20 protein-coding genes and 5 pseudogenes are annotated in these 24,162 nt (G+C 63.7%); 13 read left to right on the top strand and 12 right to left on the bottom strand.

What is annotated here, in order from left to right; all coding sequences use genetic code 11:
* Positions 1–31 precede the first annotated feature (31 nt).
* The 4 genes and pseudogenes from HALKA_RS0102170 (at position 32) to HALKA_RS18960 (ending at position 4,952) form a co-directional block, all read left to right on the top strand.
* Entirely contained in the window at positions 32–1,042 is a 1,011-nt protein-coding gene (locus HALKA_RS0102170) for a ribonucleotide-diphosphate reductase subunit beta (RefSeq protein WP_018256454.1), read from the top strand.
* A gap of 2 nt (positions 1,043–1,044) precedes the next feature.
* On the top strand, positions 1,045–2,739 hold the full coding sequence (locus HALKA_RS0102165; protein WP_018256453.1) for a ribonucleoside-diphosphate reductase subunit alpha: 1,695 nt from the start codon (positions 1,045–1,047) through the stop codon (positions 2,737–2,739).
* Between the two features lie 83 nt (positions 2,740–2,822).
* A pseudogene (locus HALKA_RS22315) lies at positions 2,823–3,169 on the top strand (ribonucleotide-diphosphate reductase subunit beta); the annotation flags it as partial.
* Between the two features lie 113 nt (positions 3,170–3,282).
* A pseudogene (locus HALKA_RS18960) lies at positions 3,283–4,952 on the top strand (transposase).
* 146 nt (positions 4,953–5,098) lie between these two features.
* On the opposite strand, the gene HALKA_RS22310 reads toward HALKA_RS18960, so the two are convergent.
* Positions 5,099–5,278, bottom strand: coding sequence for a hypothetical protein (locus tag HALKA_RS22310; protein ID WP_155119350.1), 180 nt, complete (start codon positions 5,276–5,278; stop codon positions 5,099–5,101).
* Between the two features lie 75 nt (positions 5,279–5,353).
* Here HALKA_RS22310 and HALKA_RS0102140 point away from each other — a divergent pair.
* From HALKA_RS0102140 to HALKA_RS0102125, 4 genes and pseudogenes are all read left to right on the top strand, one after another.
* Positions 5,354–5,521 (top strand): annotated as a pseudogene (locus HALKA_RS0102140) (IS6 family transposase); the annotation flags it as partial.
* 229 nt (positions 5,522–5,750) lie between these two features.
* Positions 5,751–6,282: pseudogene (locus HALKA_RS18955) on the top strand (integrase core domain-containing protein); the annotation flags it as partial.
* A gap of 193 nt (positions 6,283–6,475) precedes the next feature.
* Positions 6,476–8,128 carry a histidine kinase N-terminal 7TM domain-containing protein gene (locus tag HALKA_RS0102130; RefSeq protein WP_018256448.1) on the top strand — a complete coding sequence of 551 codons (1,653 nt, stop codon included), beginning with the start codon at positions 6,476–6,478 and terminating at the stop codon, positions 8,126–8,128.
* A 39-nt stretch (positions 8,129–8,167) separates the two neighbouring features.
* Complete coding sequence (locus tag HALKA_RS0102125; RefSeq protein WP_018256447.1) at positions 8,168–8,701, top strand: YkgJ family cysteine cluster protein; 534 nt, start codon at positions 8,168–8,170, stop codon at positions 8,699–8,701.
* A gap of 83 nt (positions 8,702–8,784) precedes the next feature.
* Here HALKA_RS0102125 and HALKA_RS0102120 read toward each other — a convergent pair whose 3' ends face one another.
* Positions 8,785–9,654: a ZIP family metal transporter gene (locus HALKA_RS0102120; RefSeq protein WP_018256446.1), complete on the bottom strand. Its 870-nt coding sequence runs from the start codon at positions 9,652–9,654 to the stop codon at positions 8,785–8,787.
* Positions 9,655–9,782: 128 nt separating this feature from the next.
* On the opposite strand from HALKA_RS0102120, the gene HALKA_RS0102115 reads away from it, so the two are divergent.
* Genes HALKA_RS0102115 through HALKA_RS0102100 form a run of 4 tightly spaced genes read left to right on the top strand, consistent with a single transcriptional unit; the run spans position 9,783 to position 13,401 of the window.
* Positions 9,783–11,285 (top strand): bifunctional phytoene desaturase/3,4-desaturase, encoded by a 1,503-nt coding sequence (locus HALKA_RS0102115; RefSeq protein WP_018256445.1) that lies wholly within the window; start codon positions 9,783–9,785, stop codon positions 11,283–11,285.
* Positions 11,286–11,310: 25 nt separating this feature from the next.
* Positions 11,311–12,201, top strand: a complete 891-nt coding sequence (locus HALKA_RS0102110; protein ID WP_018256444.1) for a prenyltransferase — start codon at positions 11,311–11,313, stop codon at positions 12,199–12,201.
* Positions 12,194–13,045: a bisanhydrobacterioruberin hydratase gene (gene cruF, locus HALKA_RS0102105; RefSeq protein WP_018256443.1), complete on the top strand. Its 852-nt coding sequence runs from the start codon at positions 12,194–12,196 to the stop codon at positions 13,043–13,045. The genes HALKA_RS0102110 and cruF overlap by 8 nt, the downstream gene beginning before the upstream one ends.
* A complete protein-coding gene (locus HALKA_RS0102100; RefSeq protein ID WP_018256442.1) occupies positions 13,042–13,401 on the top strand; it encodes a hypothetical protein in 360 nt (119 codons plus the stop codon). Before cruF ends, HALKA_RS0102100 begins: the two co-directional genes overlap by 4 nt.
* 49 nt (positions 13,402–13,450) lie before the next feature.
* Here the strand turns inward: HALKA_RS0102100 and HALKA_RS0102095 are convergent, their stop codons facing one another.
* The 10 genes and pseudogenes from HALKA_RS0102095 to HALKA_RS19900 form a co-directional block, all read right to left on the bottom strand.
* Complete coding sequence (locus HALKA_RS0102095; protein ID WP_018256441.1) at positions 13,451–14,317, bottom strand: DUF58 domain-containing protein; 867 nt, start codon at positions 14,315–14,317, stop codon at positions 13,451–13,453.
* A gap of 55 nt (positions 14,318–14,372) precedes the next feature.
* Positions 14,373–15,314 carry an AAA family ATPase gene (locus HALKA_RS0102090; RefSeq protein ID WP_018256440.1) on the bottom strand — a complete coding sequence of 314 codons (942 nt, stop codon included), beginning with the start codon at positions 15,312–15,314 and terminating at the stop codon, positions 14,373–14,375.
* On the bottom strand, positions 15,311–16,261 hold the full coding sequence (locus HALKA_RS0102085) for a DUF7502 family protein (protein WP_018256439.1): 951 nt from the start codon (positions 16,259–16,261) through the stop codon (positions 15,311–15,313). The genes HALKA_RS0102090 and HALKA_RS0102085 overlap by 4 nt, the downstream gene beginning before the upstream one ends.
* Positions 16,261–16,923: a chromosome partition protein gene (locus HALKA_RS0102080; protein WP_018256438.1), complete on the bottom strand. Its 663-nt coding sequence runs from the start codon at positions 16,921–16,923 to the stop codon at positions 16,261–16,263. The genes HALKA_RS0102085 and HALKA_RS0102080 overlap by 1 nt, the downstream gene beginning before the upstream one ends.
* Entirely contained in the window at positions 16,920–19,286 is a 2,367-nt protein-coding gene (locus HALKA_RS0102075; protein ID WP_018256437.1) for a vWA domain-containing protein, read from the bottom strand. Before HALKA_RS0102075 ends, HALKA_RS0102080 begins: the two co-directional genes overlap by 4 nt.
* Positions 19,286–21,079, bottom strand: coding sequence for a BatA domain-containing protein (locus HALKA_RS0102070; RefSeq protein ID WP_018256436.1), 1,794 nt, complete (start codon positions 21,077–21,079; stop codon positions 19,286–19,288). Before HALKA_RS0102070 ends, HALKA_RS0102075 begins: the two co-directional genes overlap by 1 nt.
* Positions 21,080–21,314: 235 nt before the next feature.
* Positions 21,315–21,785 (bottom strand): PIN domain-containing protein, encoded by a 471-nt coding sequence (locus tag HALKA_RS0102060; protein ID WP_015762337.1) that lies wholly within the window; start codon positions 21,783–21,785, stop codon positions 21,315–21,317.
* Entirely contained in the window at positions 21,782–22,033 is a 252-nt protein-coding gene (locus tag HALKA_RS0102055) for a hypothetical protein (RefSeq protein WP_015762338.1), read from the bottom strand. The genes HALKA_RS0102060 and HALKA_RS0102055 overlap by 4 nt, the downstream gene beginning before the upstream one ends.
* A 111-nt stretch (positions 22,034–22,144) precedes the next feature.
* Positions 22,145–22,237, bottom strand: a pseudogene (locus tag HALKA_RS22305) (IS6 family transposase); the annotation flags it as partial.
* A gap of 186 nt (positions 22,238–22,423) precedes the next feature.
* Complete coding sequence (locus HALKA_RS19900; protein ID WP_049919912.1) at positions 22,424–23,635, bottom strand: lytic polysaccharide monooxygenase; 1,212 nt, start codon at positions 23,633–23,635, stop codon at positions 22,424–22,426.
* A gap of 157 nt (positions 23,636–23,792) precedes the next feature.
* Between HALKA_RS19900 and HALKA_RS0102045 the strand changes: the two genes are divergently transcribed.
* Positions 23,793–23,993 carry a ribbon-helix-helix domain-containing protein gene (locus HALKA_RS0102045; protein WP_018256434.1) on the top strand — a complete coding sequence of 67 codons (201 nt, stop codon included), beginning with the start codon at positions 23,793–23,795 and terminating at the stop codon, positions 23,991–23,993.
* The last annotated feature ends 169 nt before the right edge of the window (positions 23,994–24,162 follow it).

The raw sequence follows: 24,162 nt of genomic DNA, 5'->3' as shown, positions 1-24,162 counted from the left end.
ACAGAGGACGATTCCTCCCGAGTACGTGCCAATGAATGAAAACAAAACCACGGGCGGAGATCACGAGACCGATATCTTCTCCGAACGAACGCAGCTCAAACCGTACGAGTACCCCGATGTCCTCGAGTATAAAGGCGCGATACGGAACAGCTACTGGGTTCACACGGAGTTCAACTTCTCAGGAGACGTTCAAGACTTCAAGGTCAACACGACTCCGGCCGAGAAGACCGTCATCAAGCGGACGATGCTGGCCATCGCGCAAATCGAGGTCCAGGTCAAGACCTTCTGGGCAGACATCTACGACGAGATGCCCAAAGCGGAGATCGGGAACGTCGGCATGACCTTCGCCGAGAGCGAGGTCAGACACATGGACGCGTACAGCCACCTCCTCGACATCCTGGGGATCACGGACGACTTCGAGGAGGTGACCGATGTCCCCGCAATCGAGGAGCGGATCGACTACCTCGACGAGTACCTCGAGAAGAGCGAGAGCGACGACACACAGGAGTACGTGATGAGTCTCCTGCTGTTCTCCACGTTCGTCGAGCACGTCTCGCTGTTCTCGCAGTTCCTCATCATGACGAGCTTCGACAAACACGAGAAGAAGTTCAAGGGGATCGCGAACGCCGTCGAAGCGACCAGCAAGGAGGAGCAGATTCACGGACTGTTCGGTGTCGAACTCGTGGAGACGATTCGCGAGGAGAATCCGGGCCTCTTCGACGAGGACTTCGAAGAAGAGGTCCAAACGGCCTGTCAGCAGGCGTTCGAGGCAGAGATGAAGATACTGGACTGGATCTTCGGTGAGGGCGAACTGGAGTTCCTTCCCCGGGCGCACGTCGACGCGTTCCTGCGGGACCGGTTCAACCAGAGCCTCGAGAACGTCGGTGTCGAGCCGATATTCGACCCGGACGATGACCTGCTCGAGGAGACGCGGTGGTTCGACGAGGACATCATGATGACGAAGGACAACGACTTCTTCAGCAAGCGGTCGACCACGTACAACAAACATGCACAGAGCGTCACCGCGGAGGACATGTTCTAACAATGGCACAAACAGAACCAGCACTCGACGAGGTCAACCAGCAGCACGAGGAACCGTTTTACTGGCTGAACGAGGACAGCAGGGCGTTCCTCGACGAGGGATACCTGCTCGACGGCGTCACGGCCGAGGAGCGGGTCAGGGAGATCGCGGAGCGGGCCGAGGAGATCCTGGACGACGACGGCTTCGCGGACAAGTTCTACGACTACATGAGTCGGGGCTTCTACAGCCTCGCGAGTCCGGTGTGGTCGAACTTCGGTCTGGACCGAGGCCTGCCCATCAGCTGCTTCGGCAGCTACATGGAGGACGATATGGAGAGCATCCTCTACACGCAGGCCGAAGTGGGCGAGATGACCAAGCTGGGCGGCGGGACCAGCGCGTACTTCGGCGAGATCCGGCCCAGAGGCAGCCCGATCACGAATAACGGCAAGAGCAACGGGAGCTACAGCTTCACCGAGCTGTTCGACACGATCATCAACGTCGTCAGCCAGGGCGAGACGCGGCGCGGCCAGTTCGCGGGGTACATCGACGTCGAACACGACGACCTGGACGAGTGGCTCAATATCAAGACCGAGGGCGACCCCGTACAGGACATCTACTACGGCGTCATCATCGGTGACGACTGGTTCCAGGCGATGGTTGACGGCGACGAGGAGAAGCGAGAGACGTGGGCAAAAATCATCGAGACGCGGATCAACATCGGTGTCCCGTACATCATCTTCCGGGACAATATGAACGACGGGAAGCCACAGGTCTACAAGGACAAGGACTACGAGATCAACGGCTCCAACCTGTGTACCGAGATCGCGCTGCCAGCGACGCCAGACGAGAGTTTCGTCTGTTGTCTCTCGTCGATGAACGCCCTCCACTACGACGAGTGGAAGGATACCGACGCAGTAGAGACGCTGACGCGGTTCCTCGACGCCGTCATGGAGGAGTTCATCCAAGAGGCGGAGGGGACGCAGTTTATGGAACGCCCAGTGCGGTTTGCGAAACGGCACAGGGCGATCGGTATCGGCGTCCTCGGTTGGCACAGCTACCTCCAGAGCGAGATGATTCCGTTCGACAGCATGGAGGCGATGGAGAAAAACGAGGCAATCTTCCGCACCATCGAGGAGCGAAGTTACGAGGAGAGTCGTCGGCTCGCCGAGGAGTTCGGCGAGCCGGAGGTGCTCGAGGGCTACGGTCGCCGGAACGCGACGACGATGAGCGTGGCCCCGACGAAATCCAGCAGTGTCATCCTGGGGCAGGTCAGTCCGAGCATTGAACCGCTGAAATCGAACTACTTCGTCCGCGACGGTGCGAAGCTGAAGTCGACGCAGAAGAACCGGTTCCTTGAGGCGATACTGAAAGAGCGAGGCAGAGACGAGCGCGAGGTCTGGGACAGCATCGCACAGAACGACGGGAGCGTGCAACACCTCGACTGCTTGACCGACGAGGAGAAGGAGGTGTTCAAGACCTTCGCCGAGATCCCACAGAAGGCGATCATCAACCAGGCAGCCCAGCGGCAGAAACACATCGATCAGGCACAGAGCCTGAACGTCTCGATCGATCCGAGCGAAGTGAGCGTCAAGGAGATCAACCAGCTCTACATCGAGGCCTGGAAGAAAGGGGTGAAGAGTCTCTACTACCAACACAGTGTCAACGCCGCACAGAAGTTCAGCCGAGACATCCTCGAATGCAAGGCCTGTGAGAGCTGATCTCCCATCGGCCGGTATGATAGAGTGGTCCATGTAAACTACGCCACTCTACCCCTCGGTGTATGCGTGCCTCGGTCCTTGACGGCTTCGGCGTGGATTTCATCAAACAGATTTGGTCGGAGAATCCCAGGGTGTGGATCGACGAGTTCGGCGACGAGGTAGTCGACCTGATCACCGAAGCGGTCGAGTTAGAGAAAATCACACCTACGAGATGTGTCCTGACGAAATACTTGGCATGAGTACCGAGCAGTTCGCCGAGTACGTCGAACACATCGTCGACCGGCGCCCTGGACAGCTCGACTTACCGGAACAGTACGGGACTGACAATCCGTTCCCATGGATGTTCGAGTAAGTTAACCTGAGCAAGGAAGAGAATCCCTTCGAGACGCAGGTGACCGAATACCAGAGCGGGGGTCCCCTCGACTGGTAGCATCCGACCGCGTTCCGCATAGCAACGTGGTCCCCTAGCTGTCTTCGAAGCATAGCTGTCTCTCCTGACTGAGAAGACCTTACAGCGTCTCTCGGACGGAATATTCTCGACTAATGCCATCAACAGAGCAATCACGACGGGACGTCTTTCGAACCATTGCACAGTTACAGCACGTCGAGTGGCCTGTATACGGGTCGACACCGCTGTACGACCGCAGTTCGGTATCTGCTCTCCAATCAGACATTCGAACCGTCGCCGGAGTCTGGTTCGAACACGACATCCACGACTCGATTGGAGAGTTCGTTTCTCAGTACCCGCTGGAATACGTCTATTTCGGGTCGCATGACGAGTATTCTGGCTCCACGCGGTACCAGATGCCGCAATTGGTGCGGTTGTTCTTGCTCAAAGAGATCCACGGTTGGGACCACGAAACGGCACTCTTGACGTTCCTTCGACGCGACCCGAACTCCGTTGCGATCTCGGTTTCGAGCGTATGCCGGATCAATCGACTCTATGGCGCAGTTGGCACCACCGATTCACGACCGAACTCCGCGAGACAGTCGAAACGGCAGCTCGAACGATCCTGATCAAGGCCCAGGATGCGGGTCTCATAGTTCCACGAGAACCAGACCGAAAGCTCAGCTATAGAAATGATGATCAAGATGACTCAGCACCGGACGATCAGACCGTTCTGAAGCGGACCAAGAAAATCACCAACCACTTCAGTTGTATAGTCTTCCCTGCATTCTCACTGAATCGCGGTGAGGGATGTGAGATTCACGAGAACGCGTACTGGGGGTTACAGACCTACCTCGGACTTCAAAAGAACCTCGCTGCGAACGAGGGCGCTCGGAGTTTCATCCACGAATCAACGCGTGATCGCACACCACTCGGGCATGCCCATCGCGACCACATTCGTGGTCTTTCGATACCAGCGGTTCGGGAGATGTACCGAGAGGCCGGGCTGCTGGAAGAGGTTGCAGAGGCTGAGGCGTTCTTTCGAGCTGGAATCGTCGCGATCGACATCACCGAAGCCGATCCGTTCACGGGCGATCGAACGGGCCACGAAGACGAGATTATCGGGACGAAAGAGCAGATCGACGAGTACGCCTATCAGTGGGCGACGGTCCAGTTGGTCGGGAACGCCGTCCCAATCGTGATGGACGCGCGCCCGGTACGGCAAAGAGAGTCACGAAAGGAGATCGTCGAGGACCTGCTGGATTCGGCTGAGGACCTCATTCATGTCGATAACGTCCTGATGGACCGGGAGTTCGATAGCCAACACGTTCTGGAGATACTCAGCCAGCGCGGGCTTTCCTACGTCGTTCCGAAACGGATGCAGACCAGCGAGAAAGCGCAGGCGAAGCGATTGCTCCACCGTGATCAAGATCGATATGAGACTGATCGGAAGCTCCACCTCGGGAAGAACGAGTGGCACGAGACAACGCTAATCAACCGACGGAAAGAGGACTCTGAACACGAGGACCACCGGCAATACTCGGTGTTCATGACGAATCTGGGGAGCGGGCACCTCACTGAGTACGGTTACCAGTGGGAGATTGAGAGCGGCTACAAGAGTATCAAGCGGTTCATGGCCGCGACAACCTCGAAGCATTTCGGACTCCGGTTTTTCTACTTCGCGTTCGCCTGTCTGCTGTACTCAATCTGGCGAGCGGTTGATTTGCTCGTCTAGATCGTATTGACCGGCGAGTACGAGCATTCACCGATCGTGACGGCCGACAATACGCTCACGCTGCTAAAGAAGGAGACCGGAATCGGGTAGATAGCCGCTCAGTCTGGGCTAACGCCGATTCTCTGAGTGGCAATGCTGTCGGCACTCCCAGAAATCCACTGGTATAGTTGAGAGTACGCTCTTGCTCAAGCTAGCGAAAAGACTCCGTTGTATGGAAAGCATCCCGTCTCCTGTTATCAGCTGTGACCAAACAACCAGCATTCGGCGGGATGCTTCAGCAACTTGTATCGCTTGGCGCTTTGGAGTTTCGGCCCGAGCCGCTCGACGATGGCGTCGAGCGGCTCGGGCCGAAACTCCAAAGCGCCAAGCGATACAAGTTGCTGAAGCATCCCGCCGAATGCTGGTTGTTTGGTCACAGCTGATAGCAGGAGACGGGATGCTTTCCATACAACGGAGTCTTTTCGCTAGCTTGAGCAAGAGCGACGTTGGAAATGGACAGCCAAGACGTTTGGGAGAACGAGCGCACCCCGACACCCGTCCGGCGGTTTGGGGTGCGTCTCCACACGGCGGGGCTGTCGATCAGGGAGACGGTGGCGATCTTAGCATTGTTGGGTGTCGATCGCTCTCACGGCGCGGTCTGGAATTGGGTGCATACACTGTCTGAAGGGCTCCATTGAATCACTAGACAGCGTCGGGGTAGCGTCGATTTTCCGGTGTTCGATGGCCTGATCCGATTGATTTCGTTCACGGAAATCGACATCGACACGATCAGATCGCAGGTGACGTTGATATACTCCCCAGCTGGTCAACTGCTCTCCCGGTCAAAATCCGACTATTGATCGTCTATCTCGATAGAATCGACTGCCCTATGGCGATTCAATAGAGCCGTCTGAAGCACAGAGCGACCCGCCGACGGCGTCGCCGTCGCGGGTCGCGGTTGATGAGAAGCAGATCGAGGTTGACGGTGAGAAACAGTGGCTCTACGCTGCGATCGACACCAACTCAAAGTTATTGCTCGAAATCGATGTATTCAGCCGCCGCGGGACCGATCCCGCGGCGTTAACGAGAGCGCTGCTCTCGTTCGCACATCAGAAGTCTCTGATTTCTGAGGACGGCGTTTTTGCATCGACTCACTGAGAAACACGATCTCGACGACACAGAGTTTCTCGTTGATTCTGGCGGCTATCTGACTGCCCTCGCACGCCACAAATTGAGCGGTCGGCTTGACTATCGAACTCGGAACCACATCGAAAAATGGTTCCAGACCGTCACCATGCGAATCGACCGCTTCCATACGTACTGGCGGGGCAGTCAATCGAGTGCCAGACAGTGGTTACGACGGTTCAGACACCATTACAACCACGAACGGCCCAATCAAGCACTCAACGGACGAACGCCAGCTGAGGTGGTCCAGAACTAGACAGTGCCCAATAAAGCTTATGCAGTGCTTACGCTAAATCATTTCGCCAAGCGCTAGGACTGTGGCAACCGCTGGCGCGAGTACAACTGATACGAATCGCGACGACACACACTCTCTCTGGCCGGTAGTTATTAGATTCTGATATTGGAACCGCGGCTATTTATTTGCGAGCGGACTAGCGTCGAACGACCGAATGTCGGCTCTACTTGGGTTCTCACTGAAGGCCGTGTACGGCGTTTTCTTCCTGGTCGCTGCACTCGCCTGTCTCGGGAGTCTCGCCAGAGCGCGGACCGTCGACGACCGAGACACCCGGTACGGACTGATCGGACTGTTGCTCACCTCGGGACTGTGGGCGCTGACGTATCTGGGCATCATCTACAGTCCCACGACGGCGCTGAAGGTGGCGTGGTACACCGCCGGGCTCGTCGTCGGCTTCGGGACGGTCTTCGCCTGGCTGTACTTCTGCTCGGCCTACACCGACCGGACCTACCACGAGGCCCGCTCGATGCAACTCGTCGGCCTCGGGCTGTACGCCCTGGTCGTGGGGATCAAACTCACCAATCCCATCCACGAGCGATACTTCACGGCCCAGATGGTGCAGGAGCCGTTCACGCACCTCGCGATCCAGCACGGGACGGTCCACTGGCTGGCGACCGGGCTGGCGTACGTCCTCGCGGCCGTCGGCCTGTTCATGCTGTTCGAGGCCTTCGCCAACGCGGGGTACGACACGCGGTCGCTGGGCGGGCTGACCGCGCTGACGGTGCTGCCGATCGCGCTGGACCTGGTGGCCTTCGAGTCGACGGCGCTGATCGACATCATCTACGCGCCGCTGGGGGTCGCGGCCTTCGCCGTCGGCGTGCTGTTCTTCGCTCGCGACCGGTTCCTCGCGATCCAGTTGACCGGCGACATCCCCGAGCCGGTCGTCTTCCTCGACGAGGACGATCGGATCAGGGAGTACAACGACGCCGCGGCCCGGCTCTTCCCGACGCTGTCGGGGACGCGAGGCCGGTCGGTCACGGCCGCACTCCCGGTCGGTCAGGAGCTCTCGGGCCAGGAGATCGTCGCCGTCGAGGGCGACGAGACGCGGTACTTTCTGGTCAACGCGAGTCCGCTGACCAGCGTCCAGTCGAACATCTGTCGGATGCTCGTGTTCGTCGACGTGACCAGACTGGAGCGCCAGCGCCAGGAGCTCGAACGCCACAACGAACAGCTGGAGGACTTCTCTGCAGGCATCAGACACGAACTGCTCAACTCCCTGCAGGTCGTCGGCGGCCAGGTCTCGGCGGCGGGTACGGCACTGGAAGCGGGCAACGTCGGGCAGGCTCGCGAGACGCTGTCGACGGTCTCGCGGCGCGCCCGCGAGATGGAGACCGTCGTCGACGGACTGTCGACGCTGGCTCGCCACGGCCGGACCGTCGACGAACTGGCGCTGATTCGTCTCGACGAAGTCGTCGCCGACGCTCGCGACGCGGCCCAGCCGGACGGGGTCGCTGTCGACGTTCCGCCAGCGACGACTATCGAGGCCGATCGCACGCGGCTCCACGAACTGTTCGTCAGCATCTTCCGGTTCCTCTCGCACAACGGCGGCACGGACGGACGCGTCGCGATCCGACCGGACGGGTTCGTCGTCGAGACGGACTGGGTTCCGCCCGAGGAACTGGCCGACGACGAGCTGTTCGAGTACTCCGGTGGGTTGACCGACACGAAGACCGGGCTCGCGCTACCGAAAGTGCGAACGCTGGTGCGAGTCCAGGGCTGGGAGGTGGCCCTGGAGCGGACGGGCGAGGGGTCGCAGATCGTCGTGTCCGGGGCGCGCGTCCGCGAGGACGTGTCCCCGTCGTCCTGAGCCGTCGCCCTTTTGCTCGCCGGCCGCCAAGGGCCGGCAGTGTCGACCCAGCCCACGACAGTCGAAGTCTACCCCGGCAAGGAGGCCGTGATCGACTTCGACCCCGCGCTGACCTTCGAGTGCGTCGAGGAGTGTACGTGGTGCTGTCACCACGGCGTCCTCCTGTACGAGAAGGACCTCATGGAGCTGGCCGCCAGAGAGAACCTCAACGAGTCGACGACCCAGTTTCGCGGGCAGGACTTCGTCCGCCAGGAACAGAAAGACCGCGAGGAGCACGTCGACGAGGCGGGCCAGGCCTGCTTTTTCCTGCGCGAGGACGGCCTCTGTGCGCTGCACGACGAACACGACTGGAAGCCCGCCCGCTGCTCGGTGTTCCCGCTCCACGTCACCGTCGAGGAGGGCGACGCGACCGCTCGCGAGGGCGGGGACATGCACGTCTCGATCCGCGACACCGCCCACGAGCACTGCGAGGGGCTGAACGTCTCCGAGCGCCTCGTGATCGAGCACCTCGACGGATTCTTACCCGAGTTGCTCTGGGAGCTGGACGACCCCGAGACCTACCGAGAGCTGTGAACGTGCGCTTCCCGGCGACGACAGTGGCGCGGTCTCTGTGACTGTCGCAGTGATCGTCGCAACGGTGAATCGGCGGGCGACGGTTAGACCAGTCCCCACGCGGCCACGACCGCGACGACGCCGACGATCGTCGAGGCGACGGCGTGGGTCCGGAGTTCGTCCAGCAGGTGGTGTGCGCCTTCCTGTAGCTGGACGACCTCGTCGATCTCGCTGCCGGCCTCGCACTTCGGGAGGAAGTCCATCGCGATGTGGAGGAAGATCCCGGCGGCGAAGCCGAAGACGATCGCCTTGACCGCCGGTGCGTCGGGAACGGACAGCAACGCCATGGGGATCGCCGTCAGTCCGACGCCCGCCGCAGGGAGCAACAGCGCAGTCGTCGACTTGCCGGCGCGGGCGAGTCGCCGGGCGGCGGCGTAGCCGGCGGGGCCTTTGTGCGAGACGATCGCGAGCCCGAGCAGGTAGCCCGGATCGGGCATCGAGGCGTAGACGAGGCCGATGATCAGGCCGGCCGACAGCGCGTGGGCCGTGATCTCCAGCGTGGTCACGTCGAAGGAGGTCTCGACGTGGGTCAGCCGGTGACTGATCGTGTGCGAGCTGTAGCCGACGGCGATGCCGGCGGCGACGCCGATCCCGCCCAGCCGTGCGGAGCCGGCACCCTGTCCCAGCCCCATCGCCTGTGGGAGCAGGAACATCGCCGCGCTCGTGACCATCGCACCGCTGGCCAGTCCGTACCCCCAGACGAGCCGGTAGGCGCTGGTGGTCTCACTTCGGCCGCCGAACCACGCGCCGACGGCCATCGCCACGAACGCGACCCACCCGATGACCAGGACCTTCTCCGCGTTCAGCGCGACCGCCAGCGGCGAGAGCACTGCCAGCGCGACGACGCCCGCGATCCCGGGAATCGAGAATCGATCCCGGATCGTTGTGAACCTTGATACTTCGTTTGCAGCCACGTTGGTAACACAAATATCTCCGTTAATAACTCCGTCGGTCACCGGTCGACCGGCGGTCCCGGTTCGCCGACCAGGCCCCTACAGGTTTGGGCCGCAATTTAACACCGACGCCGTCTTTCGTTCGTGTAATGAGTGATCTGTCTGATGAGGAGATCGTCGTGGTCGGTGGCGGCGTCGGCGGGCTCTCTGCCGCCTGTTTCCTCGCCGACGCCGGTGCCGACGTGACCCTGCTCGAAAAAAACGAGCAGCTGGGCGGGCGTGCCAGCCGACTGGAGGCCGAGGGCTTCCGGTTCGACATGGGGCCGTCGTGGTACCTGATGCCCGACGTGTTCGAGCGCTTCTTCGCTCACTTCGACCGCGAGCCCGGCGACTACTACGATCTCGAACGGCTCGATCCACACTACCGGATCTTCTTCAAGGACGGCGACCGGCTCGACATCTCGGGCGATCTCGACGCGATGCGGTCGACGTTCGAGTCCTACGAGCCCGGTGCCAGCGAGGCTTTCGACGACTACCTCGCGACCAGCAAGCACCACTACGAGACGGCGATGGAGGACTTCGTCTACACGGACCGTCCCCGCCTCCGGGACTGGATCGATCCCAGCGTGATGCGGGCCGCGCCGATCGGGCTTTCCCTGGTCGGCTCGATGCAGGGTCACGTCGAAGAGTACTTCGAGCACCCGAAGCTCCAACAGATCGTCCAGTACACGCTGGTCTTCCTCGGCGGCTCGCCGGAGAACACCCCGGCGCTGTACAACATCATGAGCCACGTCGACTTCAACCTCGGCGTCTACTACCCTGTCGGCGACGACGGCGAGGGCGGGATCGGTGTCGTGATCGACGCGTTCGTCGAGCTGGGCCGCGAACTCGGCGTCGAGTACGTCACCGACAGCGAGGTCGACGAGATCACGAAGCGACGCGACAGCTTCCACGTCGAGACGGTCGACGGCGACGTGTACCGGCCCGACGAGACCGTCGTCAACGCCGACTACGGCCACGCCGAGCGCGACCTCCTGCCCGACCACGAGAGCCAGTACGACGACGACTACTGGGACGACCGGACGCTTGCACCCTCCGCGTATCTCATGTACCTCGGCGTCGAGGGCGACGTGGAACCGCTCGAACACCACACGCTCGTGTTCCCGACGGACTGGTCGGACCACTTCGACGCGATCTTCGACCGCCCGCGCTGGCCCGACGATCCCGCCTACTACCTGTGCGTCCCCTCGAAGACCGACGACACCGTCGCGCCCGAGGGCCACTCGAACCTCTTCGTGCTGGTCCCGATCGCGCCGGACCTCCACGACGGCGACGAGATCCGGGCCGAGTACCGCGAGCAGATCCTCGACGACATCGCCGAGAACACCGGCGTCGACCTCCGGGACCGGATCGTCTTCGAGGAGGGCTTTGCCGTCTCTGACTTCGCCGACCGGTACAACGCGACCGAGGGGACGGCACTCGGACTCGCACACACGCTGCGTCAGACCTCGCTGTTGCGCCCGCCGATCCGTTCGTCGGCCGTCGACGGGCTGTACTTCACCGGCTCTTTCACCCGGCCCGGCGTCGGCGTCCCGATGTGTCTGATCAGCGGCGAACACACGGCCACGGAACTGATCGAGGACCAGCGCTAAGACCCCGCCCCGACACCACTCCACCATGAGCGCCGCTCTCAGCGACCGGCTGGCGACCCTGCTCCCCTCCGAGGAGTCGCGCCTGGGATATCTCCTGTGGCTCTCGCGGCCCCGCTTCTGGCTCTACCTCGCGGGGCCGGTCATCATCGGCGTGACCTACGCCGCCGACTCCTCGGCCCAGCTGTTCGCGCCGATCGCCGTCGCGCTGTTCGCGTACTTTCTGGTCCCCGCGAACGTCTTCCTCTACGGCGTCAACGACGCCTTCGACGCCGACGTCGACGAGTACAATCCGAAGAAAGACGAGGAGGAGGGCAAAGAAGTGCGGTTCCAGCGCGACCCGGTCGTCCTCGGGACCATCGCGCTGTCGGGCCTCGCCGCGCTGGCGTTCGTCCCCTTCCTGCCGACCGTCGCGCTGCTCGTCTTGGCCGCGTGGGCCGTCCTCTCGGTCGAGTACAGCGCCCCGCCGGCACGCTTCAAGACGACGCCGCTGCTGGACTCGCTGTCGAACGGGCTGTACGTCCTGCCGGCGGTGATCGCCTACGCCACTATCGAGGGCGCGCTGCCGCCGACGCTCGCGGTCGTCGGTGCGTGGCTCTGGTCGATGGGGATGCACACGTTCTCTGCGATCCCCGACATCGAACCCGACCGAGAGGCCGGGATCCGGACGACCGCGACGTGGCTCGGCGAGCGCCGAACCTACTACTACTGCGGTACCTGCTGGGCCGCCGCAGCGGCCACGTTCGGCCTCGTCCACCCGGTCTTCGGTGCATTGCTCGGACTCTACCCAGTCTTGATCTTCGGGATCACGCTGGCCGGCGTGGACGTCCACCGAGCCTACTGGTGGTATCCCGCGATCAACACGCTGGTGGGCATGTCGTTCACGCTCGTCGGCCTGTGGGTGATGCTGCATGGATGACCTGCTGGCGACGCCGACCCGCGAGCGGGCGCTTGATCGCCTCGACGAGCTGGTGCTGGAGAACCGCTTCACCATCGCCGTCGTCTTCCCGGTGACCGGCGCGGTCCTGCTGACCGCCAGCGCCTTGCAGCCGCCGTGGCTGCCCGACGCGCTCGCCTTTCACCCCCTGTTGATCCTGCTGGGGACGCTCGTCATGCGGCTCCCGCTGGGGGCGGGACTCGCGCCCCTCGTCGACCGCAGGGCGGGCGTCGCGCTGGCGCTGCTGACGGCCTACGCCTACGCGATCGAGTTCGTCGGTATCGCGACCGGCTGGCCCTACGGCGAGTTCGCCTACGGCGTCTCGCTGGGGCCCATGCTGGCCGGCGAGGTGCCGCTGGGACTGCCGATCTTCTTCGTCCCGCTGGTGGTCAACAGCTACCTGCTGTGTACGCTGTTGCTCGGGGAGCAGGCGACGAACCCGTGGCTCCGCCTGCCGGCCGTGATCGCGACCGTGCTGGCGATCGATCTGGTGCTCGACCCCGGCGCGGTCGCGCTCGGCTTCTGGGAGTACGGCGGCGGGAGCTACTACGGTGTGCCCCGCTCGAACTACGAGGGGTGGATCCTCTCGGCCACCGTGGCGGTCCTGCTGCTCGACTGGGGGTTCGACTGGCAGACGCTCGGCGAGCGACTGCGGTCCTGCGCGTTCATGCTCGACGACATGGTGAGCTTCGTCATCCTCTGGGGGGCCATCAACGCCGTCTTCGGCAACTGGCTCCCGGTGGGGATCGCCGCCGTGCTGGGACTGGGGCTGGTCGTGACCGACCGCTTCGACGTGCCGACCCGACCGAGGTGGATGGGATCGTGAGCGACGAGTTCCCCGCACCCGAAGCACTGACCGTCCTCGGTGTCGCCGCCGTCGTCGTCGGGGCGCTCCTCCCGTGGGAGGTCACCGCCGCGGGGACGACGGTCGGCCTCGGAGCCAACGGCTTCGTCGCCGTCCTCGCGGCCTTCGCCGTCCTGGCGACGGTCGCCGTCATGCGCGGTTCGGCGACCGCCGGCCGGGTGGCACTCGCGGGGGGCCTGGTCGCGGCGCTGGTCGCGGGCCACTGGATCGCCCTCGTGGCCGGACTCGACGGGGCCGGGATCGGGGTCGTCGTGTCGCTGCTCGGCGGCGTCGGGATTGCCGTCGGTGGCGGGCTCCGCCTCGTCCGTGGCGACTGACACCGTCGGAACGCGTCCACACGAGTGTCTCGACCCTGCCGCCATCTGGCTACTGTAGCCACACGCTCGCGAACGAGTCGAAGTACTCCTCGCCGGTCTCGACCAGCACGTGGTCTCCACCCAGTGCCGTAACGCGGTTCGACACCGAATTGACGTGGGCGTCGAGGCGCGACCGGTAGCTCTCGGCCAGCGAGCCGCTGAAGTACGACCGGCGCGTCTCGTCGCTCTCGGGGTCGGCGAACAGCACGTCACCGACGACGCCGGGGTCCCGTTCTTCCGGGGCGACGACGCGGACCAGTAGCACGTCGGCGTCGTTGCGTGCGAGTGCGGCGATGCCGGCCTCCAGTTCCTCGGGCTCGGTCAAACAGTCGCTGAACACCACGACGAGCGACCGCGAGCGGATGCGCTCGGCGTAGGCCGCCAGCGACGACTCGAACGCCGCTTGCCCGGCGAGGGTCGACTCGTTCAACTGGTCGATAAGAGAGAGCAGTTCCCCCCGGTTCGACTGGCCGGTGTCGATACGGTCCACCCGGTCACGGAACGTACAAAAGCGGAAGTCGTTGTTCTCCGCCGCCGTGAGGTAGGCGAAACCGAGCGCGAGCTTGGCGGCGGACTCGAACTTGTGGCTCGACGCGTCCCCGTAGTCCATCGACGCGCTCGTATCGACGAGCAGGTGGACGGTCAGGCTCCGCTCTTCCTCGTACTGCTTGATGAAGTACTCCTCGGTCCGGGCGAACAGCTTCCAGTCGATCCGTCGCGTGTCGTCTCCCGGCGAGTAGCGGCGGTAATCGCTGAAGGTGAGGCCGTCACCGACCCGCGGCGACCGCTGGTCGCCCTGTCGAATCGAGGTCGTCTGGCGGTTCAGCGCGGCGCTGAACCGCCCGAGTTCGTCCAGAAAGTCCGGTTCGATAGTCACGGCTCGCCCTCCCGAAGTGGCCGGCCCGTCCGCGGAACTGCGATTCCCGGGGAACTCATTCCAGTAGCGACGCGACGAGGTCGTCCGCCGTCCGCCCCTCCCGCTCGGCCCGGAAGTCCACGACGATCCGATGGCGGAGCACGGGAGCGGCCAGTGCCTCGATGTCCTCGCCCGCGACGTGTGAGCGGCCGTGCAGGAACGCCCGCGCCTTCGCCGTCTGTACGAGCGCCATGCTCGCTCGCGGGCTGGCCCCGAACTCGATGTCGTCGGCCTCGCGGGTCCGGCGGACGAGCTGGACCGCTCGGTCGCGCAGGTCGTCGGCGATGGGCATCTCGCGGACCAGCTGCTGGACCGCTCGAATCTCCGTGCGGGTCAGCGAGCGCTCGACGGGCACCTGCTCCGCCCCGGCGGTGTTCATGTCGACGATCGTGCGCTCCTCGTCGTAGTCGGGGTAATCGACCAGCAGCTTCAGCATGAAGCGGTCGGTCTGGGCCTCCGGGAGCGCGTAGGTCCCAGACTGGTCGATGGGGTTCTGGGTCGCGAGGATGAAAAACGGGCGCGGCAGTTCGTGGGTCTCGCCCGCGGCGGTCACCTGCTTCTCCTGCATCGCTTCCAGCAGGGCGGCCTGTGTCTTCGGCGTCGCCCGGTTGATCTCGTCGGCCAGCACGACGTTGGCGAACACCGGCCCCTTCTCGAAGACGAACTCGCGTCCGCTGTCGGTCTCGCGGATGATCTCGGTCCCCGTGATGTCGGACGGCATCAGGTCGGGGGTGTTCTGAATCCGGGAGAACTGGAGGTCGGTCACCGCCGCGACCGTCCGGACCATCGTCGTCTTTCCCAGCCCGGGGTTCGATTCGAGCAGGGCGTTGCCGTCGGCCAGGATACAGACGAGCAGTTGCTCCAGTACCTCCTCCTGTCCGACGATTCGCGTGCCGATCTGTTCACGTGCGTCCGCGATCTTCCGCTGTAGTGCGTCGATGTCTTGCTCTGAGCTCATTGGTCGGTGTCTCCGTCGTCAGCGTCTCGTTCTCTGATTCTGAGATTGTACTCGCGGACGAGGGCCGCGTCCTCGATCTCTTCCTGGCCGGCGAACCCGGCCTGCCGGCTGTCGACCGTGCCGCTTGCGCTCCCCGGTCCGTCGGTGTCCGAGGACGAGAACTCCTGGCTTCGATCCACCTCCTGGTCGCCGCCAGTCGAGTCGATCTCGGCGGTGAGGTTCTCCTCGCCCGCCTGGACGTCCTCGCTGTCGCCGAGTATGGCGTCACCGTCTTCGAGCCCCCCGTACTCGTCGGGTCCGTCGTCCGTCGATTCCGTCTCGACCGGGTCGCGGTCGAGCAGACTGACGTCGACGACGGCCACCTGCACTGTCGCCAGACTCACCAGGAGCACGACGACGAGTGTCCCGGCCAGCCGCCGGCTATCGACCAGTGCAGTGCTGGAACTCTGTTTCAGACCCGCAAGCACGTCCTCGTAGAGCCGGGCCGCCATCCGCGTCTCGGCCCCGTCTTCGACGGCGTCTCGGGCCGTACGGAGCGCGTCGGTGACGTTCGCGTTGGCCGCCTCGAACTGCTCGACGAGAGGCTGGCGGACCCGGTACAGGTACTCGCCGAGGAGCCAGCCCCCTCCGAGAGCGATGCCGACGACCGCGCCCGCGGGGAGCGAGAGCGCCGGTATCGACCGGCCGACGGCGGCTCCGATCGGCTCCGTCATCGCCGCCGGAACCGACACCCGTGTCGGGAGTCCGGCCGGCGAGAGGGCAGTCAGGACGACGTTCGCCAGGAGAGCGACCAGCACCGCGTCGACGACGGCGTAGACGAACGCGGCCTTCTTGCCCTCGTATCTGACCTCGGCGATGGCTGCGGCCATGCGCTCGCGTGCTCGTTCCCGTTCTTCTGTGGGCGGTTGGCCGCTCCGTTCGCCGGTGTCGGTGTCGAGTCCGTCCATCAGTAGTCCTCGCAGGTGGCTTTGTCCTGATTGTCCGGCTGGTCACAGAGCGTCTCGATGTCGTCTCGCAGCTCTCGGTTTCGGTTTTCGAGCTCCGCGACCTCGGTTTCGAGCGTCGTTATCTGTGACTCCAGGTCCTCGATCTCCGCTTGCAGGTCCGACACCTGGTCTTCGAGTTCGTCGCGCTCGTCGGCCAGCTCCTCGTTTTCCGTCTCCAGATCCTCGACCGTCGATTCGAGTTCGTCGACTTCCGTCTGGAGAGAGTCCCGCTTGTTCCGGAGGTAGCCAACTGTCCCCTCCAGCTCTTCGACGCGGTCCTCGCTCTCGCGCAGCGACTGCCTGGTCTCTGCCAGCTGGCTTTCCGTGGCGTTCAACTGTGCTTCGGTCCGGTTCAGGTTCGTCGCGACCTGATCGACGTCTTTCGATCGCGTCTCCAGTCGCGCTTCGAGTTCGTCGACGCGGGCCTGGGTGGAGTCGAGTTCACCTCTGGTGTCGTCCAGGTTCTCACGGAGTTCGGCGTTTTCCTGTCTGAGTTCCTGATTCTGCGATCGCAGTTCGCTCGCGGAGTCCTGGTACAGCACCGTCGTCGCGCCGGTGCCGACCGTCGAGAGGACGACGAGCGCCACGAGCCCGAGGTTGAGACGGCGGCCGATTGCGCTCACGGGAGACCACTCTCCAGGGTGGTGCGACCGCGGTACACTTGAACGCGCCGGGCGACGACCTCGGCGGTGAACACCAGGAGCGCGCCGAGCAGGGCGACCCACTCCCAGTTCTCCCGGACGGTGCGGACGCGGGTGGACTTCTGTCGGGCCTGTCTGGCGATCTGTTCGCCCTCGTCCGGGCTGAACGTCTGGCCCCCCGTCCGTTCGACGAGCGCGTCGAGGCTGTCGCTCGGGCCGAAGGACGCGTACTCGACGGGGTAGTTGGCCGCGTACTCGGTGTCGAGCACCGTCTGATACCCCGCGTTCCGGGGCGTGAACTCGCCGCGATACCGACCATCGCCCACCTGTCGGACGGACACGTTCGCCGCGTCCGGGCGGCTGTCGCCCTGGTAGGTCAGTGTCGTCGGCCGCCCCACGCGGGCGTCGTCGACCGACGTGACGCCGGTCTGCGTACGCGTGGGATCGCCCACGGCGTAGTTGACCGACTTCGTGACGACCAGCGAGTCCGGCCGGTCGAGCAGACCGCCCATCGTGTTGTCCGAGTCGTAGGCGGTCAGAGAGACCACGCGGCCGAGACCGAACCGCCAGGAGGCGATCGCCGGCTTCCCGTCGGCAGTAGCGACCTGGTAGTCGGCCCCGGGCTTGACGCGGACGTTGTTGGCTCGACCGGGATCGGCCGTCAGCTCGACGCCGGCAGTGATGAACGTGTCCTCGGTGACGACGGTGAGGTTCTCTCCCCGGTAGCGCCGCGAGGAGCCGCCAAAGAGGAGTCGCAGCCGCTCGGTCTCGTCGGCGGCGAAGTACGAGCCCCCCGACTCGTCGGCAATCTGGCGCATCGTCGGGACGCCGACGCGCTTGCCGACCCCGACCGAGACGACGCGCGTCCCTTCGCGGCCCAGCTGGTTTGCGACGGCCGCTGGCGGGCCCAGGCGGTCCTGGCCGTCACTGAGGAGGATGATCGTCCCTTCGCGGTCGCCCAGCAGCTCGTCGGCCCCCTGGAGGCCGACGGCGATGTCCGTCGCGCCGCCGCTCTCCAGTTGCCGTATCTTCTCGGCGGTCTCCGCCCGGTTCTGGCCGAGCGTTCGCAGCTCCGAGACGCGGTACGCGTTGTGGTTGAATGCGACGACGCCGACCCGGTTCTCGTCGCCGAGCTGATCGAGCACGTCCAGGGCGACGGCCTTCTGTATCGAGAGCCCGCTCTCGGCGCTACTGGATACGTCGACGAGGACGGCGATGTTCGACTCGCCGCCGGTCGCGTTCCCGACCTGGACCGGGAGCATCGAGCCGATCGGCGACGTCTCGTAGCCGCCGTTCTCGTAGGCGTTGTCACCGCCTGCGACGACCAGCCCGCCGCCGTTGACGACGAACTCCTGGAGCGCGGTGGCGTTCCCCACGTCGCTCGCCGACGTGTCCTGCACGACGACGGCGGCGTAGTCGTCGAGCGCCGACGGAACCGACGCTACCGTCGTGACGTTGTACAGCGAGTCGAGGTAGTTCCGGAGGGGGTACTCGCCCCGTGAGACGTACAGCACGTCGGGCTGTTCGACGACCCGGACGCTCCTGTAGAACACGTCGTTTCGGGCGTACTCGTCCTCGCCAGACAGCGTCGCGGTCACGCGGTGTGCCCCCAGCTCCTCGAACGTGTGATCGACGGTGAGCGTTCCGTCCGGTCGAAGCTCGCCCTCAGTGACCGTCTCGCCGTCGATCGTCACCGTCACGGGCACGGGTTCGAAGACGCTCACACCCCGCATCGAGACGGTGTATTTGGTCTGGACGCCGCGGCTCACAGTCGATGGCCCAGCTATCGCCACGGCTCGCTCGGTGCGTGGCGACCGAGGCGTGACGCCGTGGACGGTCGCGTCGAGCGCGTCGGCGTCGGCGGCGGCTGTCGACAGGCTCCGGCCCGCCGTGGCGCGACCGTCGGAAACGACGGCGATCGTGCCGTTCTCCCGGAGGTTCGCCGCCACGGCGTCACCGATCCGCGACTCGGACTCGCTGCCGACCGTCACTCGCGTCACCGGGACGCCCTCGTCTTCGATGTCCCGTACCAGTTCGTCGGTCGTGTTCGGATAGATCCCCATGCTCGCGGATTCGTCTGTCAGCAGTGTCACGCCCGGCTCGCCCGGCGTCTCGCGGGTCTGGACGGTGTACGGTCCCATCGCCCCGAGGACGAGCAGGCAGACGACGAGTACGCGACTGGCCAGCAGGAGCCGACGGCTCCGGTTCGAGGCCGATCGGGGCCCGCCGCTCCCACGCCGGACCAGAGACGCGAGGACGCCGACCGCGATCGGCAGGACGAGCAGCGGCCAGAGGTGTTCGACGCCGACGGTGAGTCCGTCCGCGATGGTGGCGGAGACTCTCATCAGAGATCACCCCGTCGGCGAAGATAGCCGATCTCGGCCAGCACGAGCACCAGCCCGCCCAGTGCGAAGTACTCGGTCAACGGCTGTGGCACCGACCGCCGTTCGGTCCGGGTGAGGTTCCCGGCCGTCCCGGTGCGCCGATCGAACGCTTCGACGGCGGTGTTCGACTCGCTCTCGTCCAGCAGCGACGCGCTCTCCTGCCGGCTCTCGCTCCGATAGTGGCCGGCTCGCTGGAGCGAGACTGCGTTGCCGGTGACGGGGCCGTCCGGCCCCTCCACGGTGGTGTTTCCGAACCGCACCGTCTCGCCGGTCTCGTGGTTCAGGGCCGGCAGCGGTTCCCTGTCCGCGAGGTAGTACACTGCCCGCTTCCAGAACACGGGATACTGATAGTTGAACTTGAAGCTGGACCGATCCTCGATGTAGCCGTAGTACATGACGCGGCCACCGTCTCGGTCGTCGGTCGCGATCAGGGGCGTCCCGTCGCTCAGCCCCACCTGGACCGAGCCCGAGCGCAGCGAGCCCGCAACGTACTCCTGTGGGGGCTGGAAGTCGATGCCGCGGGTGAGCTGTGTCTGTGCCGTCCGCGTCACTGTCGCGCCCGTTCGGGTCTCGCCGGGGTCGACGAGGAGGAGGTCCCGGTACCGCTGTGGGAGATCGTCCTGTGCCAGCACCGCCACGCCGCCACCGTCTTCGACCAGTTCGCGCCCGGTTTCGACGTTGCCGGGCAACAGCGCGTTCGGGTCGACGTTGCTGTACAGGATGACGTCGTACTCGGCCTGGATCGTCGTCGGCGGCTGCCTGACCGTCACGTTCACCGCGTCGACCACCGACAGCGCGGTGGTGAGATACCGGTTCCGGTCGTTGGTCACCACCAGTACGTCGACGGCCGCGTCCGGCGGCGCGGCGACGTAGACGCTGTCGTCCGTCGGGAAGCTGTCGCCCGGACCGAGCCGGGCCTCGCTCCCGCCGGCCGGGACCGGCATCGTCACCGAGCCGACGTCGTCGGGTCCGAGCTGCAGGTCGCGCTGGGCGTCGCCGAGCCGGACGGTCCGCGTGACGGTCGAGTCGCCGTAGTTTTTCACCGACAGCGTCACCTCCGAGCCGGTGAACCGGCGGTCGACGAAGCCGACGTTCCCCTCGCCGCCGCGGTCGAACTGCCGGAGGTCGACGGAGAGGCCCCGTCCCCGCGCCGTCGTGACTGCGGTCGTCCACTCCTCGCCCGCGAAGTCGCTCAGAACGACGATCCTGCCGTTCTCACCGGCGAGCGATGCGGCCTGTGAGACAGCGCCGCCGAGCGTCCCCGGTGCATCTGTCGGGTCGAGCCCCGCCAGCGTCTCCCGAGCCGTCGTCGGCGTGCCCCGCTGGAGCAGCACCTCTCCCCCGTCGGTCGTGGTAACGACAGAGGTCGACCCCGTCACCGCCTCTCGGGCGGCCGCGACGGCCCGCTGGAAGCGTGTCTCGCCGTCGGCCTCGGTCTGCATGGACGCGCTCGTATCGACGACGACGACCGTCTCTTCGACCGTCGCCCGCTCGGAGACGGTGACGTACGGCGTCGCCAGTCCGACCGCGAGCACGAGCACGACGAGCACCTGCAACACCAGGAGGAGGCTCCGTGAAATCCGTTCCAGAAACGGCGTCGACGACTGCTGGCGTTCACCGGCGACGAGAAACCGGAACGTCGGCAGTGTGAGCTCCTGTGGGTCCGGGCGAACGAGATACAACACCACGATCGGCACTGCCAGGAGGAGGGCCGCCAGTCCCAGAGGGGCGAGCAAAACGTCCGAGAGGACCATTGTCGGTGTGTCGGACGGGGGGCAGCATTTATTTTATGCATTCAGTGACAGAACTCTGTGAGCGACGCCGTCACTCGACGGTGGCGAAGGCTCTCACGAAGCGACGGTCGACGGTATCAGTCGACCGGACGACGGCGGTCCCCGTCTCGACACCGAAGTGTGGCACCGGCACTCACGACTCACAATCTATCCACGATGACTGTGTTTAGCGCGGCTATAGAGTCGTCTCGTTTCGTTACTGCTCGTCAAGCATCCGGATGCCGCGCTCTACGACCGCCTCGGTCACGAAGAGACTCGTCTCACGCTGGAGTCTTCGCATGAGTGACGCCGCTTGGCTCCTGTCCAGTAATCCGCGGCCGTATCCCAGTGCGACGACTCCGATGGAACCGTGGACTTCGACGCCCGCGTCGGAAGCAGCCTCCCGAGCAGCGAAGTCGTCCGTCAGAAGCACCACTTCACACTCTTGTGCGACTGCTAACGCCGCACGTTCTCCTGCATCCAGCTCTTCGGATGTGACTCTCGTCTCGTCTGCTTCGACGAGTTCGTACGAGAATTCGGATACTCCCTCGGGAACGCCACCCGTCTCGACTTCCTCGTAGACCGTCTCCGGAATCAGGAGCCTATCGAACGCTGACAGTAGGTCGAGTGAGTCGATTTCGGCGAGGTGAATGAGTGGCCCGGCATCCGAGACGGCCGCGAGCGTCACGCGTTCAGGCCCCAGTCGACGTCTTCCTCGACGACCTCACGCTCCCGTTCGGCACGCTCGACCCTCGTCCGACCGACGCGTTCGATGGTTTCCTCGCGGTTGAGCTCTCCGTCGAAGTACTGTGCGAGTGCGAGATCCTCCCACAGATCTTCGAGACCGCGTTCGAGCGCGCGCTCGAAAACCTCGGACTCGGGAAGGCCCCGAGCCTCGGCGATTTCGCGAACGCGGTCGGAAAGTCCAGCAGCCATACCGCATGTTTGCTCCGCGCCCTCCTTAAATCCGCGTTTGCTTGCCCGTCGAGGTAGTGTTCAGATACGCTGATTCCATGCAAAGCTGAACGATCTGAGTCAGCCGTCAGCTGTGTCTGGATCGACAGCGGCGTACAGCCAATACTGCTCGTCATCGATTTGGATCACAGCGGACGATTGTGCACACGAACGACGGCCCGCTTCACACGCCGGAGAACAGAGCTCAAACGCGTCGAACGCACCGTCGATCCATCGAGAGACAAGTCTGGCTGATACCGTCGTGAATCACAGGGACTGGCAGTCAGTCATAGGATTTTCCGCTCGCCGCCCGACCAGCAACTGTAAAAAAGGAGTCGATTCGCTTCTTCCGGTGGAAATGTTACCTTCTCACTACTCTACTCGTTCCCACGGCCCCCACTGGGAGCTACCGGGTTCGTCACCCTGAGTCCACCAGTTGGCTTCCCACGTTTCGCCGTCATAGCTCACCTGATCTCCACTTGTGTAGGCCGTACTCGAATTCCACTTGGGCACGTCCGGCTGATCGGGCGTGTCGGGCTGATCTGGCGTGTCGGGCTGATCTGGCGTGTCAGTTGGCGTGTCGGGCTGATCTGGCGTGTCAGTTGGCGTGTCGGGCTGATCTGGCGTGTCATCGCCTGAGACCTGCTCCCAGGGACCCCACTCGGAGGAACCGGGTTCGTCACCCTGCGTCCACCAGTTGGCCTCCCACGTTTTGCCGTTGTAGGTCACCTGGTCGCCGCTCGTGTACGTGGCTCCGGAGTCCCACGCGGGCACGTCCGGCTGATCTGGCGTGTCAGTTGGCGTGTCGGGCTGATCTGGCGTGTCAGTTGGCGTGTCGGGCTGATCTGGCGTGTCAGTTGGCGTGTCGGGCTGATCTGGCGTGTCATCGTTGCCATCATCAGCGCCGGCAATGTCAACATAAGAGCACGAATAGAACGCTTCTGGCGAATCGGATCGCTGCCAGATCATGTAGATGACGTGTTCCTTGTTATCGCGGTCGGGGACGTCCACACCACTGATCTCCGTCGTTTCAGTGGGACTCATTGGACCCGTTTCGTGGATCTGTTCTAGGTCGTCCCACGCAAGCGCGGTGTCTGGATTCCATCCATCCTTGGTCATGTAGAACCTGAAGTACTCGGCTTCGTGTGGCGCGGTCAGATCGAGAGTAAACGTCTGCGTACCGGGCTCGATCGTCGTCGAAGGCCAGTCTCCTGGCTCATCGTACGGAGCGTATCTTTCGCTTCCGGCACTACAGAGTTCACCGTCATCGATGTTCTCCTGGTGATCGCCGCCCGCATCACCGTCGCGAATTCCCTGCCAGTTGTAGATTGCCTGTCCGCTCTGCTCGCGTGCAAACTCACACATCTCGTTTGTCTCTCCCTCATTCTTGACCTCCTCGTAACAGGCCAACCCCTGGCCAATTGGATCCGACGGTGCTCCATGGGCGGCGGCCGTCTGTACCGCAACGAGGCCGAGAACCGTCAAAAAGAGGATCAGTACCCCCGTCTTTGCGACACGTGACTTGGTGACACGTGGTAGGCTACTCCCCGCAACTCGTTTGTGTATTACCGGATCTTCCCCCATTGTTGATCCATTCTTCGTTGCGTTAGGACTATATATATAATTTTCGTCAAGGACCTAAAACAAAGATGGAGGGTGTCATAGAACGGTTCTCATGGTTTCGTTGACTTCCTCAAAACGCTGTACACTTGGTGCACGCCATTTTTAGTGGGTTATAGACATGGGCAAAGAGAAATTCGGCGTTGCTGTTGACGAAGAGATCGTACAAGAAGTGGACGAATTAGTTGCTGAGTGTGACGATCTCGGAGCCAGCCGCTCCGAGATCGTCGAGGCCATCCTCACAGCGTTCGTTCAATCCGAGTCAAATCACGCTGAACGAGTGAGAGAAATCATAATTCGGAAACGAAAAGGTACACTCTGAACATTTCAACGCACCGTGCACCAAGTGCACGGCTTTCTAAGCTACTCAGCTTTGAACGTTGAAGTTGGAGCGTGACATAGGCAGTAGCGAAGACGGATGATGCCGATTACGGACTTCTTGTCGTGTATGCGTGTGTTCGACGAGTTCGAGTCGCTCTCACCGGCGCAAC

It is taken from the genome of Halomicrobium katesii DSM 19301 (genome assembly GCF_000379085.1).
GTDB lineage: Archaea > Halobacteriota > Halobacteria > Halobacteriales > Haloarculaceae > Halomicrobium > Halomicrobium katesii.
This window is presented reverse-complemented; position numbering and strand designations above follow the sequence as displayed.